Source organism: Acidovorax sp. SUPP3434, assembly GCF_030159015.1.
In the GTDB taxonomy this organism is placed as follows: Bacteria; Pseudomonadota; Gammaproteobacteria; order Burkholderiales; family Burkholderiaceae_C; genus Paracidovorax.
The window spans coordinates 52918-68208 of record NZ_BQXL01000021.1 but is presented as its reverse complement, the minus strand read 5'-3'; the positions used below and the strand labels follow the sequence as shown (position 1 = coordinate 68208).

Below are 15291 nucleotides of genomic sequence, written 5' to 3'. Positions count from 1 at the left end.
TTCGCCAAGGGCAGCCAATCTGCCGCCGCGTGCACCCAAGGTGAGGAAAAAAGGACCTGGGCTGCCTTGTACATCAACGGGCTGAGTGCGTCGGCACACTCATGCGTGTTGTGCAGACCTTCCTTAGAGGCTGTAAATCAAACAAGTAATGCACGCAACCTGGATAGACTTATCAAACTTCGACAATCACCGCCTGAGCCACCGCGTGCAAGCCACCGACCGGTTGGGCCAAAGCCCCACCATCGACTGACACCAACGTCTGCAGCGTGTGCGAGCTACCCCCGCCGTGGGCAGCTCGCTGTCAGAAAAAAGAACCCGCGTGCCTGCGCACGAGCTCAAGCCAAAGAGGAGCGATCGGAAGGTGCTCTGCGACGTTTCTCCGCTTGCCACTACCGCTTCTGCGAATCACGGGGCCCAACGCCATGCCCCGACTTCGATCTCCAACGCTTGGGTCGTCAACCCCCGCGCTTCACATCCAGATCCGCCAGCACTCGCAGCAACCCCCGATTCACCTCTTCCAGATCCATCTCGTGCGTCTCGCACAGCTGGCGGATCGCCGCGCCGTTGTCCGCCTCCAGCGCGCAGGCCATCTCCAGGCTGGCCGCGTACGGTCCGGTGTGCAGCACGGTGGCGTCGTAGATCCGTTCGGACAGGGGCAGGCGGCGCAGGATGGCGCCCAGGTGTTCGCCCAGCAGGTCGTCCATCTGCGAGAGCAGGCCGCACAGGTAGATTTCGCGCCGCAGGTCGTTTTCCACGCCGGCGTCCAGCAGGCGCTCGGTCAGGCGGGCGCGCAGCACCATGGATTCGCGGATGGGCTGCAGGTTGGGGTCGGTGCTGGCGTGCGGCAACTGGTCCGATAGCCAGCGTTTGAGCGAGCCGTAGCCCATCATCACCAGGCCGCGCCGCAGCGAATCCACGCCGGTGCGCAGGCCGAGCGCTGCCGAGTTGGTGTAGACCATGAAGCGGTAGGCGAGCAGCGGGTCTTCGCCCAGGATCTGCTCGAAGGCCTCCAGCGACTGCTCGGCGTCGATGGCCTTCATCAGCTTGAGCACGGTGTCGTGCCCGGGCTGGGGCGGCTGGTGGCGCAGTTCGTACAGCACGTCTTCCGCGGGCCAGCCGGCCAGGGCCAGGGCCTTGTGCCGGTCCAGGCAGTGTTCCATGAGGGCGCGGCTGGCCACGTTCTCGTACATCTGTCCGGCCAGCACGGGGCTGGGCTGCTGTGGCTGCTGGCCTGCGGCGGCGTGGTGGGGGGCGCCCGCTCCGGCGCGGGGCACGGCGGCGGTGGCCTTGAGCGCGGCCATGGCGTCGGCGGCGCTGAGGGTGAGCAGGCTGTTGTCGAAGCAGCCGGCCACGGCGGGTTCGGGCAGGTGGTGCAGTTCGCCGCGCCAGACGAGTTTCAGGCCGCGCTGGTGGGCGGCCTGTACCTGGGCGAGCAAGGCCGGATCGCCCAGCCATTCGTTGCGCACTTCGATCCAGGGGGCGCCGCGCGGCGCCTGGCTCAGCAGGTCGGTGAGCAGTTGCGGGGTTTGCGGGGACAGCAGCAGGGGGGGCGAGCTGGCGCTCCACAGTTCCTGCAAGGTGCGCAGCAGGTGGGGCGCATCCACGAAGGCGGCACCGTCGCTTTGCACATAAAGCTGCACGGCTGCCAGGCGCCGCGCCTGGTTCCACAGTGGGCGGTAACCGAGGAGAAGGCTGCCAAGAACGGATTGGACCATGGGATGCGAAGGCGGCCGTTACCGCGCAGGCTCAGCCGATGTAGTTGAAGAGGGACAGCTTCTGCACCTGGGCATAGGACTTCAGGGCCGCTTCATACCCGACCTGGTTGTTCTGGAAGTCGGAAATGCCCTTGATCATATCGAGATCCTCCGCGCGCGAACGGTCGGCTTCGAGCTGCACGGCGCGCTTGTCCTGGTCGCCCGTGATGCGGTCGGCGCGGTTGAGCAACTCGCCCGCGTAGCCCCGCATGTTGTGCATGCGCTCCATGCCGATGTCGATGTTGTTCAGGGCCTGGCCCACGGCCTGCGAGGCCGCGCCGCTGGTGGTGGCGCTGCCGATGTCGCGGATGGCGCTGTCCAGTGTGCTGAAGATGCTGGCGCTGGGCTGCAGCGAGATGCTGTCGCCGTTGGCGGGCGAGAGGCTGTAGGTGCCATCAACTTTCTTGACGGGCGTGCCGGTGATGTTGAAGCTCATGCCGGGGATGCCGGTCACGCCGATGCTCACCGGCTTGTCGGACGGAAAGTCGGGCACCGTCACGGGCGCGGACGACACGCCGGTGGTGGTGTTGGTGATGGTGTACGTGGCCGTCGTGGTGCCGGCCGTGGCGCCCGGGCCCACGCCGCTGAAGACGATCTGGTAGTTGTTGCCCGTGATGAGGCTGGTGTCGGTGGGCTTGATGCCGTCGGTGGTCAGCAGGTGGTCGGTCGAACTGGTGGTGACGGCGGCGTTGTAGGCGCCGTCGCGCTGCGGCACGAACATGAAGGCCGATTCGCCGTCCAGCGACAGGGGCAGCGAGCTGTCGGTGCCCGAGCCCTGGCCGGGCAGGCCGGAGAAGGTGTAGTCGGGGCTGCCGGACTGCGGCCCGAGAAACGGCGTGAGCGCGCTGCCCAGGGCGCCCAGCAGCGGCATGCCGTTGCTGTCCTTGCGGTTGACCATGGAGGACAGCTGCTCGCGCAGGCCCTGCAGCTGGTTGGCGATGGTCTTGCGGTCGTTGGGCGTGAGCGATCCGTTGCCGGCGCTCACGATGAGCTGGCGGGCCTCCTGCACCAGGTCCACGGCCTCGCCCATGGTCGATTCGGCCTGGGCGATGGAGTTGCGCTGGTTCTCCAGCGCGCGCTGGTCGGTCTGCACGCGTGCCAGCCGGGTCATCGCGCGCTCGGCCTGCGCGGCGGCCACCGGGTCGTCGCTGGCGCGCACCACGCGCTTGCCGGAGGTGAGGTTTTCCTGCAGGTTGGACAACGCCGTCTGCCGCGTGCCCAGGTTGCGCAGGGCGTTGTCGTACATGTTGGCGGTGGAGGTGCGATAGAAGTTGGCCATGTCTTTCTCCGGCGCGGTTTATCGGCCCATCGTCTGGATCAGGCTGTCGAAAATGCTCTGGGCGATCTGCAGGACCTTCGCGGAGGCCTGGTAGGCCTGCTGGTATTGGATCAGCTTGGCGGCCTCTTCGTCCAGGTTCACGCCCGAGACGGCCGTGCGGTCCTTTTCGAGGTTGCCCGCGATGGTGGTGGACAGCTGGGCGGAGTTCAGCGCGCTCTGCGTGCGCGTGCCCACCTGCGCCATGAGGCCGGCATAGCCGTCGCTCATGGTGGATTCGTCGAACATCTTCACGTCGCGCAGCGCGTTCATCGCGGAGGCGTTGCCGGCGTTGCGGGTGTAGGTGTCGCCGTACTGCGGATCGAGCGCATTGCCCACCGTGACGGTGTCGCCGGTGTTGGGCGTGCCCTTGAGCGTCAGTTCCCAGCCGTCGATCTGGATGGGCTGGCCCGGCGTGTAGGCCAGGCCCGCGGTGCCCGAGGGCGGCGTGGTCGAGCCCGTCACCGTGTAGGTGGTGGGCGGGCCGGCGGCGAAGCTCAGGCTCACGCCCGCCGGAATGGGGGGTGCGGTGAAGCCCGTGGAGGTCGCCTGCACGCTGGTGAGCTGCATCGACCCGCCGTTGGTCTTGCCCATGGCGGCGTTGACGGGGCTGGCCACGGCCAGGTCGCGGGGCGACAGCACCTTGGCCTGGATGTTCGCGGCCGTGGTGCTGAAGGGCTTGAACAGCACGCGCTCGCCGGTGGCGCCTGCGGCCGTCATGTTGAAGTTCAGCCCGTCGATCTGCTTGCTGGCCAGGTCGGTCAGGTCGGTGAAGGCGGTGGCCTTGCCGTCGGACATGCGCACCACCTGGCCGGCCGGCGGCGTGGTGAAGCGCACTTCATAGTCGGACGCGGCGAACTTCGTCGCGTCGCTGAACGACACGGTGCCCACGGCCGTGCCCTTGGTGTAGCCGGGCATGCTGGTAGGCACCGAGAACAGGTCCTTGCCGGACTGCCCGTCGAGCGTGAGGCCCAGCTTGTGCTGGGCGTTCATCGTCATGCCGATGGACTGCGCCATGCGGCCGAGCAGGTTCACGCCCTCGGCGAGATCGGTGTTGTTGAAGCGCAGCAGGCCTGAGACCTCGCCGCCGCCGAGCATGTTCTCGTCCAACTCCACGGGCGCGACGCCGGGGCGGTTGAAGAACAGCTTGGTCTGCCCGCTGCCGGGAAAGGACGTCGCCTCGCCCACGGACAGCTGCGTGGCGGTGGAGCCCAGCACCAGCGGCTGGCTGCCCGCGACGAACAGGCCCACGGTGCCGTCGTCGGCCTGCACCTGCGTGGTCTGCACGTACTGGTTGATCTCGCGGATGATCTGGTCGCGCTGGTCCAGCAGGTCGTTGGGCGATTGGCCGTTGCCGGTGGCGCGCGCGATCTGCTCGTTCACGCCGGCCATGCGGCTGGCCAGGCTGTTGATCGCGTTGACGTTGCTGTTGAGCTGTTCGGTGACGGTGTACTGGATCTCCGACAGCCGGTCGGCCGCGGAGCGCATGCGCCCGGCGGTCTCGTCCATGCGCGTGAGCACCACCGTGCGCGCGGTGATGTCGGTCGGGGCCGCCACCACGTCGGACAGGGCGTTCAGCATGTCGGTGATCGAAGCGCCCAGGCCGCTCGTGCCGCCGCTGAAAACGTCCTGCATCTGCGACAGGCGCTCGCCGCGCGTCTGGTCGGCCGCTTGGGTGGCGTTGGCCGCGGCGGCCTGCCGCGTGAGCAGCTCGTTGTGGTTGCGCAGGATGGTCTGCACGTCCACGCCCTGGCCGATGTAGCCGCCGCCGGTGAACTGGCCCTGCACGGTCTGCAGCGACAGCGTCTGGCGCGAGTAGCCGGCGGTGTTGACGTTGGCGATGTTGTGGCCCGCGGTCTGCAGGGCCACCTGGTTGGCGAGCAGGGCGCGGGCGCCGACGTTGAGCAGGCTCATGGAGCGCTTTCCGTCACGCCGCCGTGCGCGGCGAGACGCGCAAGGTGCTGTTGATGGCCCGGCTCAGCTTGCTGGCGTATTCGGGGTCGGTGGCGTAGCCCGCCTTCTGCAGTTCGGTGGCGTAGGCCACGGCGGAATGCGTCTTCTCGCGCGCCTTCTCGTAGCGCGGGTTGTCGTTGATGAGCTTGGCGTAGTCCTTGAAGGAGTCTTCGTAGGAGTCGTAGGCGCGGAACTTCGCCGTCACCTTGCGCGGCACGCCGCCGATGTATTCGGTGGTGGTGATCTCGGCGACCTTGCCCGTCCAGCCCTTGCCGGCCTTGATGCCGAACAGGTTGAAGGAGTTGTCGCCGTCCTTGCTGCGGATCTCGCTCTTGCCCCAGCCGGTCTCGTGGCCGGCCTGGCCCAGCATGAAGCTGGCGGGAATGCCGCTTTCCTTGGCCACGCGCTCGGCCGCATCGCGGTGGTGCTGCACGAAGCTCTCGCGGCCCTTGGGCGCGGGGGCGGACGGGTCGGCCGCCACGGCGGCGGCGCGCTGGCTGGCGGCGCCCAGGCTCAAGGTGGAGGGCACTGAAAACGTGGGCTCGGCACCGGCGCCGGCATCGCCGCCGCCGATCTGGCGCGTCAGCTGGCGCTGGATGGCCTCCGAGAGCCCGCCCTGGCGGCCCGACATCTGGATGGACAGCTGCTGGTCGAGCATGTCCGTGCCCAGGTCCGCCTGGCCGCCTTCCATGAGGCCGGACTTCATCGTCGCCTCGCGCATGCTCTTGATCATCTCGCGCATGAAGAGCGATTCGAACTGCTTGGCCGCTTCCTTGGCGGCCTGCGGGCTGTTCTGACCGGCCTCGTACTTGAGCGCGTTGAGCGAGCGCGAATCGACGGCCAGCGCGTTGGTGGCGGTGGTGGTCGCGGCTGAGGGCAGGGTCATGGCCATGTGCGGTCTCCCGTCAGGTCGGGCGCCGCCGCGCTGAGCGCAGGGACGGCAAGGTGGCGGCCTGGGTCATCAGATGACCTCCAGCTCGGCGTTCAGGGCGCCCGCGGCCTTGATGGCCTGCAGGATGGCCAGCAGGTCCTGCGGCGTGGCGCCCAGCGTGTTGAGCGCACGCACCACGTCGGCCAGCTGCGGCGACGGCGGCATCTGGATGATGTTGCCCGGCTCCTGCTTGACGGTGATGTCGCTCTTTTGCGCCACGACGGTCTGCCCTTGCGACAGCGGGTTGGGTTGGCTGATGACGGGCGTGGAGCTGATGGTGATCGACAGGTTGCCGTGCGCGATGGCGCAGGGGCCCAGCGTCACGGCCTGGTTCAGCACGATGGAGCCGGTGCGGGCGTTGATGACGACCTTGGCGGAGGGGACGGAGTCGGCCACCGCCAGTTCTTCCAGGTCGGCGATGAAGTTCACCCGGGCGCCGGGGTCCAGGGGCGCGCGCACCTGCACCGTGCGGCCGTCCAGCGCCGTGGCGATGCCGGCGCCGTTGCCCAGCTTGCCGTTGATGGCCTGGGCCACCTTGCGGGCGGTCTGGAAGTCCGAGGCGTTCAGGCCCAGGGTGATGGTGTCGCTGTCGTTCAGCGGGGTGGGCACCGAGCGTTCCACTTGTGCGCCATCGGGAATGCGGCCGGCGCTCAGGTGGTTGATCTGCACCTTGCTGCCGCCGGCAGACGCCCCGGCACCGCCCACGACCATGTTGCCCTGCGCCATGGCGTAGATCTCGCCGTCAGCGCCGCGCAGCGGCGTGGCGATCAGCGTGCCGCCCTTGAGCGACTTGGCGTTGCCCATGGAGGACACGCTCACGTCGATGGTCTGGCCGGGCTGGGCGAAGGCGGGCAGTTGGGCGGTGACGATCACCGTCGCCACGTTCTTGAGCTGGGGCGCCGCCGTGCCGGGCGGCAGGCTGATGCCCATTTGCTGCAGGTAGTTCGTCATCGCCTGCGTGGTGAAGGGCATCTGCGTGGTCTGGTCGCCCGTGCCGTCCAGGCCCACGACGAGGCCATAGCCCGTCAACTGGTTGCTGCGCACGCCTTGCACGGCCGCCACTTCCTTGATGCGCAGGGCATGGGCGGGCAACGCCGCGCACAGGGTGGCCAGGGCGGCCAGCAGCCACACGAGCCGCGACGCGCGCGAAATCAGGGGAGAGGGCAGGGCTTTCATGGCCTCGATTGTGAAAGCGGACCGCTTCACGGGATGGGCCAAAAAGATGCCGGATTACCGGTCAATTGGGGCGGCCGGCCCCGGGGGAATACCAGCGAAAAATGCCGCCAGTGCAATCAACACTAGGGTATTGTGCTATGAAAATAATAGCAATCTGCCGCCAGGCCGTGGCGGCAGATTGCGGGGAGGGGATGGGTGGCGGCGCGGTTAGAACGGCGTGACCGAATTGAAAGCCCGCGACAGCCAGCCCATGGCCTGCGCCTCGCTCTGGGCGCCGCGCCCGCGCGATTGCACCCGGGCGTTGGCCACCAGCGTGGAGCTGATCACGCTGCCCGGCTGCAGGGCGCGCGGGTCCACCGTGCCGGAAAAGCGCAGCACGTCCACGTTGTCGTTCACGCCGATCTGCTTTTCGCCGGCGATCACCAGGTGGCCGTTGGGCAGCACGTCGATCACGGTGGTGGTGATGGTGCCGGTGAAGGTGTTGGTGCTTTCGGTGCCGCCCTTGCCTTCGAAGTTGTTGGTGCTGGTCGCGCCCAGCGAGGCCTTGCCCAGGTTGGTCGAACTGATGAACGGCAGCGCGGTGATGCCCGACGCCGTGCCCGACTTGCGGTCCACGGTGGAGGTCGATTTCTGGCTGGCCGACACCGTCTCGATGATCTGGATGGTGACCACATCGCCCACCAGGCGCGCGCGGCGGTCCTCGAACACCGGCCGGTAGCTGGCCGCGTGAAACAGGCTGCCCGTCGCCGGGCCCGAGGGGCGGGGCGTGGCGGCCACGGGCGGCGGCGTGGTGGGCAGCAGGTCCACGGGCGGCGGCGGCGACAGCGTGGCGCAGCCGGTGCACAGCAGCACGAGGCCGGCGACGGCGGCCAGGCGCGCGGACGGCGCCGGCAGGGGGGACGAACGGAGGAAGGAGGCGGTACGCATGGCGGATTCCTGCAACAAGCGGTGGGGGCGTGGGCGTTCTTCGTGGGAACGGTCGGCGTTGCGCTTCAAAGCTGCGCGAGCTTGGCCAGCATCTGGTCCGATGTCTGGATGGCCTTGGAATTCATTTCGTAGGCGCGCTGGGTCTGGATCATGGTCACCAGCTCTTCCACCACGTTCACGTTGGAGGTTTCGAGGAAACCCTGGCGCATGTAGCCCAGGCCGTTCGTGCCCGGCGTGCCCTGCTGGGGCTGGCCGGACGCGGCCGACTCCTTGTACATGTTCTGCCCGATCGGCTCGAGGCCGGCCGGGTTGATGAAATTGGCCATCGCGATGCTGCCCAGCTGCTGGGGCGCGGTGCTGCCCGGCACGGTGGCGGAGACCACGCCCTCGGTGCTGATGCTGATGGCCGTGGCGTTGGCGGGCACCGTGATGCCGTTGGCCACCGGCAGGCCGCTGGAGGTGACCATGCGGCCCTGCGCGTCGAGCTGGAACGAGCCGTCTCGGGTGTAGCCGATGGTGCCGTCGGGCTGGGTGATTTCGAAGAAACCGTTGCCGTTGATCGCCACGTCCAGGTTGTTGTTGGACTGCTGCAGGCTGCCCTGCGTGAAGTTGCGGCTGGTGGCCACGGTGCGCACGCCCAGGCCCAGGTGCAGGCCGGTGGGCAGCTGGTTCTGCTCGGTGGTCTGCGCGCCGACCTGGCGCTGGTTCTGGTAGATCAGGTCTTCGAAGACCGCGTTGTTGCGCTTGTAGCCGTTAGTGGAGACGTTGGCCAGGTTGTGCGAGATGACATCCAGCTGGGTTTGCTGGGCGGACATGCCGGTCTTGGCGATCCACAGGGAATTGATCATGGCGGTTCCTTTGGGGAGGCGGTTGCGTCGGGCTCGGCGGTCAGCCGTTGAGGCTCAGCAGCTGGCTGGCCGACTTGTCGTTGGTCTCGGCCGTCTGCAGCAGGCGCAGCTGCGCCTCGAACTGGCGGGAGGCGGCGATCATTCCGACCATGCTTTCCACGGCATTCACGTTGGAGCCTTCCAGCGCGCCGGACAGCATGCGGGCATTGGGATCGCTGGGCAGCGGATCGCCCGAGGTGGTGCGAAACAGGGCGTCGTCGCCGCGCTTGAGTGGGTCTTCCAGCGTGGGCGTGGCCAGCTTCAGGCGCCCCACGGCTGCGGGGCGCTGGCTGCCGACCTTGGCGGTGATGGTCCCGTCCGAGCCCAGCGCGATCTCCGCGCCCTGGGGCACGTCGATGGGGCCTCCACCGTCCGAGAGCACGGTCAGGCCGTTGCTCGTGAGCAGCTGGCCCGTGGCCGAGACTTCCAGGCTGCCGTTGCGGGTGTAGGCCTCGGTGCCGTCGAGCCCCTGCACGGCGAACCAGGCATTGCCCACCGCCATGGCATCCAGGTTGCGGCCGGTGCGCTGCACCGGGCCGGACGCTTCGGAGTGGCCCGAGGTCGCCTCCAGGGCGAACACGCGGGTCTTGGCGCCGTCGCCCTGCACCGGCACGGCGCGGAAGGTGGACATTTCCGCCCGGAAGCCGTTCGTGGAGGCGTTGGCCAGGTTGTTGGCCAGCACCGACTGGCGCTGCGCGGCAGCGCTGGCGCCCGTCATCGAGGTGTAGATGATGTGGTCCATGGAGGGTCTCGCGCAGGCGTCTTAGTCGGTAGGGGTGGGGTTCAGGAAAAGGATCAGCGCAGGTTGACCAGCGTGGACATCACCTGGTCCTGCGTCTTGATGGTCTGCGCGTTGGCCTGGTAGGCCCGCTGCGCCGTCATCATGTTCACCAGCTCGGCCGTCAGGTCCACGTTGGAGTCTTCCAGCGCGCCGGAGCGCAGGGCACCGAACTTGCCGTCGGTGGGCGCGCCCATCACGGCCTGGCCGGATTCGAACGTCTCGGCCCAGTTGTTGTTGCCGATGGACGCCAGGCCCTGCGTGTTGCGGAAGCTGGCCAGCGCCAGCTGCCCCTCGGCGCGCGTCACGCCGTTGGAGTAGCGCGTCATCACCATGCCGTTGTTTTCGATGTTGATGCCCGTCAGCTCCCCGGCGGTGTAGCCGTCCTGCGACAGGTCGGACACGGCGAACTTGGTGCCGAACTGCGTCACGCCGTCCAGCTTCACGTTCACGCTGTAGTCCGTGAGGTTGTTCGGATTGGGCGGCGTGGGCGAGATCGTGAGCGGCAGTTGAAAGCCGGTGGCGGGCGGGGTCGCCGCGGGCGCGGTGATCTTGCCGTTGTTGTCGAAGGTGATCTGGCCGACGGGCGCGGCCACCACGGGCGGCGTCGCCGTGGGATCGTCCAGCTTGTCGTACACGTCCCAGGTGTTGGCGCCGTTCTTCTGGAAGTACAGGCTCACCGGCTTGGCGACGCCCTGGCTGTCGTAGACGTTGATCGAGGTGCCGTAGGTGGCGCGCGGCGTGGCGGGCACGGGCGGCGTGGCGGTGGAGTCGCCCGCGGCGTCCGGCGCGCGCGCGTCGAGGTTGAACGATGCGGTGATCGACGTGGTCTGCTTGGCCGGGATCGGCTGCGAGGTGGGGAACGACAGCGGCGTGGCGTTGCTGGCCGTGCGCAGGCCCGTGGCCGGGTCCACCGTGTAGCCCATCACCTTGGCACCGCTGTTGGTGACCACGTTGCCCAGGTCGTCGAGCTTGAAATTGCCCGCACGGGTATAGGCATTGGTGCCGTCGGGCTGCTGCAGCTTGAAGAAGCCGTCGCCGTTGATCGCCACGTCCAGGCTGTTGCCGGTAATCGACAGGTTGCCCTGGTTGAACTGCTGCGCCACGTCGGCAGTCTCCACGCCGATGCCGGCGTTGGTTCCCCCCGCGGAGCCGATGGCCGAGGCCACCATTTCAGCGAACTCGGCGCGGGAGGCCTTGAAGCCCACCGTGTTGGAGTTGGCGATGTTGTGGCCGATCACGTCCAGGTTCTTGCTGGCGGCGTTGAGGCCGGACAGGCCTTGCTGAAAGCTCATGGTGTTCTCCTGAGAGGAAGAAGGAAAGCGCGTGGATAGGTGGGAAGGGCGTGCCGGTCAGAGCACCGCTTTGATCTGGCTGTAGTTGACGGTGCTGCCGGTGTCCAGGTCGAGCGTCAGCGCGCCGCTGTTGGAGCCGGTGCCCACCACCTTCGCCTGCATGAGCGCCGTGGACTGCACGGTGCCGTCCTTGGTGGAGGCGACCACGCGGAACTGCAGGTCGCTCTTGTTGCCCGCGTACTTGCTGGCGTCGAACTCGAACTCGTGGCGGCCCTTGTCCTGCGCGCCCATGTCCACCGTGCCGACGACGGCGCCGCCGGGCGTGACGACCTCGACCTTGGTGCTGGTCGCTGCGCCGGCCAGCTCGAAGTAGCCCTTGCCCGTGCTGTCGGTGTAGGTCATCTTGGAGCCTTCCGCGAGCACCGAGCGGCCGATCATGGCCGTGCCCTGCAGCGTCTGCATCGTGGAGAACTGCTCGGCCATGGTCTGCATGGTGAGGTTCAGCGTCTGGATGCCGGTGACGGTGTTGATCTGCGCCATCTGCGAGGTCATCTGCGCGTTGTCCATCGGATTCATCGGATCCTGGTTGTTCAACTGCGCGACCAGCAGCTTCAGGAAGCGGTCCTGTGCGGCGTTGGGGTCGGTGGCCGAATTGGCGCTGGTGCCCGAATTCACGGTGGCGGTGGAGCCGATGGGATTGAGGATCATGGCGAGGTTCTTCCCGAAAAGTTACTGGCCCATCTGCAGGGTCTTGAGGAGCAGCGACTTGGCCGTGTTCATGACCTCGACGTTGTTCTGGTAGGAGCGCGAGGCGGAGATCATGTTGACCATCTCCTCCACCGCGTTCACGTTGGAATGGGTGACGTAGCCTTCCGCATCGGCGGATGGGTGGCTCGGGTCGTGCACCCGTTTGCCCGGCGCGTTGCTCTCGCTGATCGCGCTCACCCGCACGCCGGCGGCGCTCTCGGCGCCCATCGGCGCCGTCTGGAACACCACCTGGCGCGCCTTGTAGGCCTGGCCGTCCGGGCCGGCCACGGCCTCGACGTTGGCCAGGTTGCTGGCCACCACGTTGAGCCGCTGCGACTGCGCACTGATGGCGCTGCCCGAGACGTTGAAGATGGAGAACATGGACATGGCGGTTTCCGCTTTCCGTGGGTGGGGGCGTTACGGCGCTTACTGGCCCTGGATGGCGCTCAGCATCGTCTTGGCGTTGCCGTTGATGAACCGCAGCGTGGCTTCGTAGCGCACGGCGTTGTCCACGAAGGCGGCCCGCTCGCGATCGAGGTCCACCGTGTTGTTGTCCAGGTTGGGCTGGGTCTGCACCGAGTAGCCCAGCGTGCTGCCCGATCCCATGCCCGTCGTGGCGGCCGGCAGCGGAATGTGGCGCGGATCGGTGGCGCTTTGCTGGCGCTGGCCGGCGGCCAGGGACATGGTCGACCCCGATCCGATGCTCAGCGTGGTCGAGCCGCCGCCGGTCGCGTCGCGCATCGCGTCGGCGAAATTGAAGTCGCGGGCCACGTAGCCCGGCGTGTCTGCGTTGGCGATGTTGCTCGCGATGGCACGCTGGCGCTCGGCACGCAGCAAAAGCGCGTTGCCGTGGAAATCCAGCCTTTCAGTCATCTTGTTGAGCATGTCAGCCTCGCAAAGCGTTGGGTCCTGGCCGGAGGAAAAGAGGGGTTCCGGCGTGGGTTCGATTATGGAAATGGGCCGGTTTTTCTAAAGCGCGAAGAACGCGGCGATTGGCGCGCAGTTCGGTGCTTCGTGCGCGCCGGCCGGCCCTAAAGTGCCAGGGGTCGAATGGCCTTCCCTGTTGGGCGGCGCATTCCCTGCCACAGGAGGCCTTCCCATGTCACATACCACCGCTCCCCGATTCCTTTCCACACTGCGCCTGGCCCGGATGACCGCGCTGGCGGCGGCCTTTGCCCTGCCCGCCGCGGCACTGCGGGCCCAGGCCGTGGCCGAACCGGCGGCGGACCTGGGCGGAATCACCCAGCGCTGGCTGGACGATGCGCTGCAGCGCGGCCAGTCGGGCACGGCCAGCATGCCGCTGCGCATGGAAGTGAGCGTGGGGGCCCTGGACCCGCGCCTGCGCCTGGCGCCGTGCGCCCGCGTCGAGCCCTACCTGCCCGCCGGCTCGCGGCTGTGGGGCCGCACCCGCCTCGGGTTGCGCTGCGTGGACGGTGCCACCGCGTGGAACGTGTTCCTGCCCGTCACCGTCAAGGCGTATGGCCCGGCGTGGGTGCTCACGGGCAATGTCGCGTCCGGGGCCGTGCTCACGGCCGCCGATGCGACCGAGGCCGAAGTGGACTGGGCGGCAGAAACCACCGCGATCGTGGCCAATCCCGACAGCTGGGTCGGCATGGTGGCCTCGCGCCAGCTCATGGCCGGCCAGGCCGTGCGCCAGCACATGGTGAAGGCGCCGACCCTGTTCAAGGCGGGGGCGGCGGTGCGGGTGGTGGCGCAGGGGCGGGGTTATTCGGTAACATCCGCAGGCCAGGCGATCACCGCAGGCGCCGTTGGCGAGACTGTGCGCATCCGTATGGAGAATGGCCGTGTCGTCGCCGGTGTTGTGTCCGAAAATGGAACAGTAGAGATCACTTTGTAAGCGATGGGGCGCAAGAAAAGCCTAAAGTCCCTGTCGAAGTGGTCGAAAACATTGCTACTGTGCCCCACATCGAGCGGGGTGGGAGAGAGCGATGAAGATAGGTCAAAACCCCGAAATAGCCAATGCAGTGTCGCAAGCCGCCACTGCCGCCAAGCAGGCCAAGGCCCCTGCGGCTGCCGCCGAAACGGCTGCCAAGAGCGCCGCGCCCGCTGCCGCTGCGGCCGCTGGCGTGCCTGTCACGTTTTCCAGCGCCGCCCGCGGACTCGAAGCCAACGGCCGGGCCAGCACCGATTTCGATGCCAACAAGGTGAAGGCCGTGCGCGCCGCCATCGAAAAGGGCACGTTCACGGTGGACGCCGATGCGATCGCGGACAAGCTGCTGTCCAATGCGCAGGAAATCATCTCCCACACCAGCAACAGCCACTGACCCCGGGTTTCCTGCAGGGGTTGATCGGCACAGGATCCACCCATGCAACTCGAAACCACGCTGTCTGAAGTCGAATCCCGGTTGAAAGACGTCGGTGCCGCCCTGCTGGAAACCGACGCGCTCGCGGTAGAGCGTACCGCCCCCCTGTTGCGCCAGGCCGCTCTCGATCTGTCCCAGGCGCTCCAGAAAATCCCCCGCCCCACCGAATTGCCGGCCGACATCCAGCGCCGCATCCAGGCCCTGCGCAGCCAGTTGTCCCAGCAGCGTGAACAATTGGCACGCCTGTCCGCGTTGACCGAGCGCCAGGTGGCGACCCTGCTGCCGCCCCAGGAGGCCTCGACTTATGGAAACGGTGCGCCGGCACGCTCGGGCGGCGCCGCTCGGATCTACCGGTCGCAGGGCTGATCCCGCCCGGCTTCCCCTTCGTTCCTGCAAAAGCCAGTCCCCCAAAGCAAAAAGGCCGCATCTGCATGCGGCCTTTTTCGTTGGCTCCAGGGGATGTGCCCGGTGGGGCAGCGGCGCTCCGCTAGTGGCTGCGCATCTTGGCGCGCAGGCGGGCGATGGACTGGCTGTGCAGCTGGCAGATGCGCGATTCGGTCACGCCCAGCACGGCCGCGATTTCCTTCAGGTTCATGTCGTGCTCGTAGTACATGCCCATGATGTGCTGCTCGCGCTCCGGCAGGCTCTTGATGGCGGCCACCAGCGAGGCCTTGAGCCGCTGGTCGCGCAGCATGGCCATCGGGTCGGCGTCGCCGTCGGCCACGTGCCGGTCGAGGAAGCTGTCGTCGCCGTCGTCGCCCCGCGTCATGTCTTCCAGGTAGACCAACTGCGTGCCGCGCACCTTGCCCAGCAGCGTCTGGTATTCGCCCAGGCTCAGGTCCAGCTCGGCGGCGATCTCGGATTCCAGCGGGCTGCGCCCGAGTTTCTGCTCCAGCCGGTGGACGGCGTGTTCGATTTCCTTCTGGCTCTTGCGCGAACTGCGGGACATCCAGTCGCCCTCGCGCAGTTCGTCGAGCATGGCGCCGCGGATGCGCTGGGTGGCGAAGGTCTCGAACTGCACGCCCTGCGCCACCTCGTAGCGCGACAGGGCCTCGCTCAAGCCCATCATGCCCACCTGGATGAGGTCGTCCAGCTCCACGTTGGGCGGGAGCTTGGCGATCATGTGGTGCGCAATCCGGCGAACCAGCGGCACGTGCTGGCGGATCAGCGCATCACGGTCGAGCTGTCCTTTGGCGGTGTACAT

Annotated in this window: 16 protein-coding genes; 3 read left to right on the top strand and 13 right to left on the bottom strand. The window is 67.7% G+C overall.

What is annotated here, in order from left to right; all coding sequences use genetic code 11:
* Positions 1–455: 455 nt before the first annotated feature.
* The 12 genes from AVKW3434_RS21990 to flgB all read right to left on the bottom strand — a co-directional run bounded on the left by AVKW3434_RS21990 (position 456) and on the right by flgB (position 12648).
* A complete protein-coding gene (locus tag AVKW3434_RS21990; RefSeq protein WP_284407506.1) occupies positions 456–1715 on the bottom strand; it encodes an HDOD domain-containing protein in 1260 nt (419 codons plus the stop codon).
* Between the two features lie 31 nt (positions 1716–1746).
* Positions 1747–3033, bottom strand: a complete 1287-nt coding sequence (flgL, locus tag AVKW3434_RS21985) for a flagellar hook-associated protein FlgL (RefSeq protein ID WP_284407505.1) — start codon at positions 3031–3033, stop codon at positions 1747–1749.
* A gap of 18 nt (positions 3034–3051) precedes the next feature.
* Complete coding sequence (gene flgK, locus AVKW3434_RS21980) at positions 3052–4983, bottom strand: flagellar hook-associated protein FlgK (protein WP_284407504.1); 1932 nt, start codon at positions 4981–4983, stop codon at positions 3052–3054.
* Between the two features lie 13 nt (positions 4984–4996).
* Positions 4997–5914 carry a flagellar assembly peptidoglycan hydrolase FlgJ gene (gene flgJ / locus AVKW3434_RS21975; RefSeq protein WP_284407503.1) on the bottom strand — a complete coding sequence of 306 codons (918 nt, stop codon included), beginning with the start codon at positions 5912–5914 and terminating at the stop codon, positions 4997–4999.
* A 69-nt stretch (positions 5915–5983) separates the two neighbouring features.
* Complete coding sequence (locus AVKW3434_RS21970; protein WP_272565446.1) at positions 5984–7129, bottom strand: flagellar basal body P-ring protein FlgI; 1146 nt, start codon at positions 7127–7129, stop codon at positions 5984–5986.
* A 207-nt stretch (positions 7130–7336) separates the two neighbouring features.
* Positions 7337–8056, bottom strand: coding sequence for a flagellar basal body L-ring protein FlgH (locus tag AVKW3434_RS21965; protein WP_284407502.1), 720 nt, complete (start codon positions 8054–8056; stop codon positions 7337–7339).
* 65 nt (positions 8057–8121) lie between these two features.
* Positions 8122–8904, bottom strand: coding sequence for a flagellar basal-body rod protein FlgG (flgG, locus tag AVKW3434_RS21960; RefSeq protein WP_272565444.1), 783 nt, complete (start codon positions 8902–8904; stop codon positions 8122–8124).
* A gap of 40 nt (positions 8905–8944) precedes the next feature.
* Positions 8945–9685 carry a flagellar basal-body rod protein FlgF gene (gene flgF / locus AVKW3434_RS21955; protein WP_272565443.1) on the bottom strand — a complete coding sequence of 247 codons (741 nt, stop codon included), beginning with the start codon at positions 9683–9685 and terminating at the stop codon, positions 8945–8947.
* Between the two features lie 53 nt (positions 9686–9738).
* Positions 9739–11016, bottom strand: coding sequence for a flagellar hook protein FlgE (gene flgE / locus AVKW3434_RS21950; RefSeq protein WP_284407501.1), 1278 nt, complete (start codon positions 11014–11016; stop codon positions 9739–9741).
* Between the two features lie 57 nt (positions 11017–11073).
* Positions 11074–11724, bottom strand: a complete 651-nt coding sequence (locus tag AVKW3434_RS21945; protein ID WP_272565440.1) for a flagellar hook assembly protein FlgD — start codon at positions 11722–11724, stop codon at positions 11074–11076.
* Positions 11725–11745: 21 nt separating this feature from the next.
* The gene (flgC, locus tag AVKW3434_RS21940; protein ID WP_272565439.1) at positions 11746–12150 is read right to left on the bottom strand and encodes a flagellar basal body rod protein FlgC; all 405 of its coding nucleotides are present in this window, start codon (positions 12148–12150) and stop codon (positions 11746–11748) included.
* Positions 12151–12189: 39 nt separating this feature from the next.
* The gene (gene flgB, locus AVKW3434_RS21935; RefSeq protein WP_284407500.1) at positions 12190–12648 is read right to left on the bottom strand and encodes a flagellar basal body rod protein FlgB; all 459 of its coding nucleotides are present in this window, start codon (positions 12646–12648) and stop codon (positions 12190–12192) included.
* Positions 12649–12862: 214 nt separating this feature from the next.
* Between flgB and flgA the strand changes: the two genes are divergently transcribed.
* The 3 genes from flgA (at position 12863) to AVKW3434_RS21920 (ending at position 14453) form a co-directional block, all read left to right on the top strand.
* Positions 12863–13621, top strand: coding sequence for a flagellar basal body P-ring formation chaperone FlgA (gene flgA, locus AVKW3434_RS21930; protein WP_502869150.1), 759 nt, complete (start codon positions 12863–12865; stop codon positions 13619–13621).
* A 91-nt stretch (positions 13622–13712) separates the two neighbouring features.
* Positions 13713–14048, top strand: a complete 336-nt coding sequence (gene flgM, locus AVKW3434_RS21925; protein ID WP_272565436.1) for a flagellar biosynthesis anti-sigma factor FlgM — start codon at positions 13713–13715, stop codon at positions 14046–14048.
* Positions 14049–14090: 42 nt separating this feature from the next.
* Complete coding sequence (locus AVKW3434_RS21920) at positions 14091–14453, top strand: hypothetical protein (RefSeq protein WP_284407499.1); 363 nt, start codon at positions 14091–14093, stop codon at positions 14451–14453.
* 121 nt (positions 14454–14574) lie between these two features.
* On the opposite strand, the gene AVKW3434_RS21915 is transcribed toward AVKW3434_RS21920, so the two are convergent.
* Complete coding sequence (locus AVKW3434_RS21915; RefSeq protein WP_272565434.1) at positions 14575–15291, bottom strand: RNA polymerase sigma factor FliA; 717 nt, start codon at positions 15289–15291, stop codon at positions 14575–14577.

Excerpts from the sequence above, each read along its gene's own strand:
- AVKW3434_RS21915 (WP_272565434.1), bottom strand. The coding sequence starts at position 15,291 with ATGTACACCGCCAAAGGACAGCTCGACCGTGATGCGCTGATCCGCCAG.
- flgM (WP_272565436.1), top strand. The coding sequence starts at position 13,713 with ATGAAGATAGGTCAAAACCCCGAAATAGCCAATGCAGTGTCGCAAGCC.
- AVKW3434_RS21920 (WP_284407499.1), top strand. The coding sequence starts at position 14,091 with ATGCAACTCGAAACCACGCTGTCTGAAGTCGAATCCCGGTTGAAAGAC.
- flgE (WP_284407501.1), bottom strand. The coding sequence starts at position 11,016 with ATGAGCTTTCAGCAAGGCCTGTCCGGCCTCAACGCCGCCAGCAAGAAC.
- flgK (WP_284407504.1), bottom strand. The coding sequence starts at position 4,983 with ATGAGCCTGCTCAACGTCGGCGCCCGCGCCCTGCTCGCCAACCAGGTG.
- flgG (WP_272565444.1), bottom strand. The coding sequence starts at position 8,904 with ATGATCAATTCCCTGTGGATCGCCAAGACCGGCATGTCCGCCCAGCAA.
- AVKW3434_RS21970 (WP_272565446.1), bottom strand. The coding sequence starts at position 7,129 with ATGAAAGCCCTGCCCTCTCCCCTGATTTCGCGCGCGTCGCGGCTCGTG.
- AVKW3434_RS21965 (WP_284407502.1), bottom strand. The coding sequence starts at position 8,056 with ATGCGTACCGCCTCCTTCCTCCGTTCGTCCCCCCTGCCGGCGCCGTCC.
- flgL (WP_284407505.1), bottom strand. The coding sequence starts at position 3,033 with ATGGCCAACTTCTATCGCACCTCCACCGCCAACATGTACGACAACGCC.
- AVKW3434_RS21945 (WP_272565440.1), bottom strand. The coding sequence starts at position 11,724 with ATGATCCTCAATCCCATCGGCTCCACCGCCACCGTGAATTCGGGCACC.
- flgF (WP_272565443.1), bottom strand. The coding sequence starts at position 9,685 with ATGGACCACATCATCTACACCTCGATGACGGGCGCCAGCGCTGCCGCG.
- flgJ (WP_284407503.1), bottom strand. The coding sequence starts at position 5,914 with ATGGCCATGACCCTGCCCTCAGCCGCGACCACCACCGCCACCAACGCG.
- AVKW3434_RS21990 (WP_284407506.1), bottom strand. The coding sequence starts at position 1,715 with ATGGTCCAATCCGTTCTTGGCAGCCTTCTCCTCGGTTACCGCCCACTG.
- flgB (WP_284407500.1), bottom strand. The coding sequence starts at position 12,648 with ATGCTCAACAAGATGACTGAAAGGCTGGATTTCCACGGCAACGCGCTT.
- flgA (WP_502869150.1), top strand. The coding sequence starts at position 12,863 with ATGTCACATACCACCGCTCCCCGATTCCTTTCCACACTGCGCCTGGCC.
- flgC (WP_272565439.1), bottom strand. The coding sequence starts at position 12,150 with ATGTCCATGTTCTCCATCTTCAACGTCTCGGGCAGCGCCATCAGTGCG.